General features: G+C 57.3%; 1 protein-coding gene. It reads right to left on the minus strand.

The annotated features are described in order from the left end of the window. Positions 1–79: 79 nt before the first annotated feature. A partial coding sequence (locus SB658_RS23820) for a hypothetical protein (RefSeq protein WP_410602787.1) occupies positions 80–274 on the minus strand: 195 nt, incomplete at its 5' end.

Consider the following 274-nt stretch of genomic DNA (forward strand, 5'->3'; position numbering starts at 1 on the left):
CCTCTGAAGGCAACGCACCATCGACACGAACGTGCATCGATGGGGCGACGATACTCGCGCTTAAGGCGGTTGTCCAGGGCTATTTCGCGCAGCCGCGAACGCTCATCGCGCGATGACGCGCCCGGCAGAATCTCGGCTTGACTTTCCCCAGGTTCTGCACATGTCTTCCCATGACGGCAAAACCTTCAATCATCCCTTGAAGCCGGTTCTCATCCACAGGCTGGGGAATCGAGAAAGCCCAGGTCAGCGCGATTAAGAAAACCGATATGCGATG

The organism is Bacillus sp. SIMBA_008 (genome assembly GCF_046535495.1).
Taxonomy (GTDB): domain Bacteria; phylum Bacillota; class Bacilli; order Bacillales; family Bacillaceae; genus Bacillus; species Bacillus subtilis.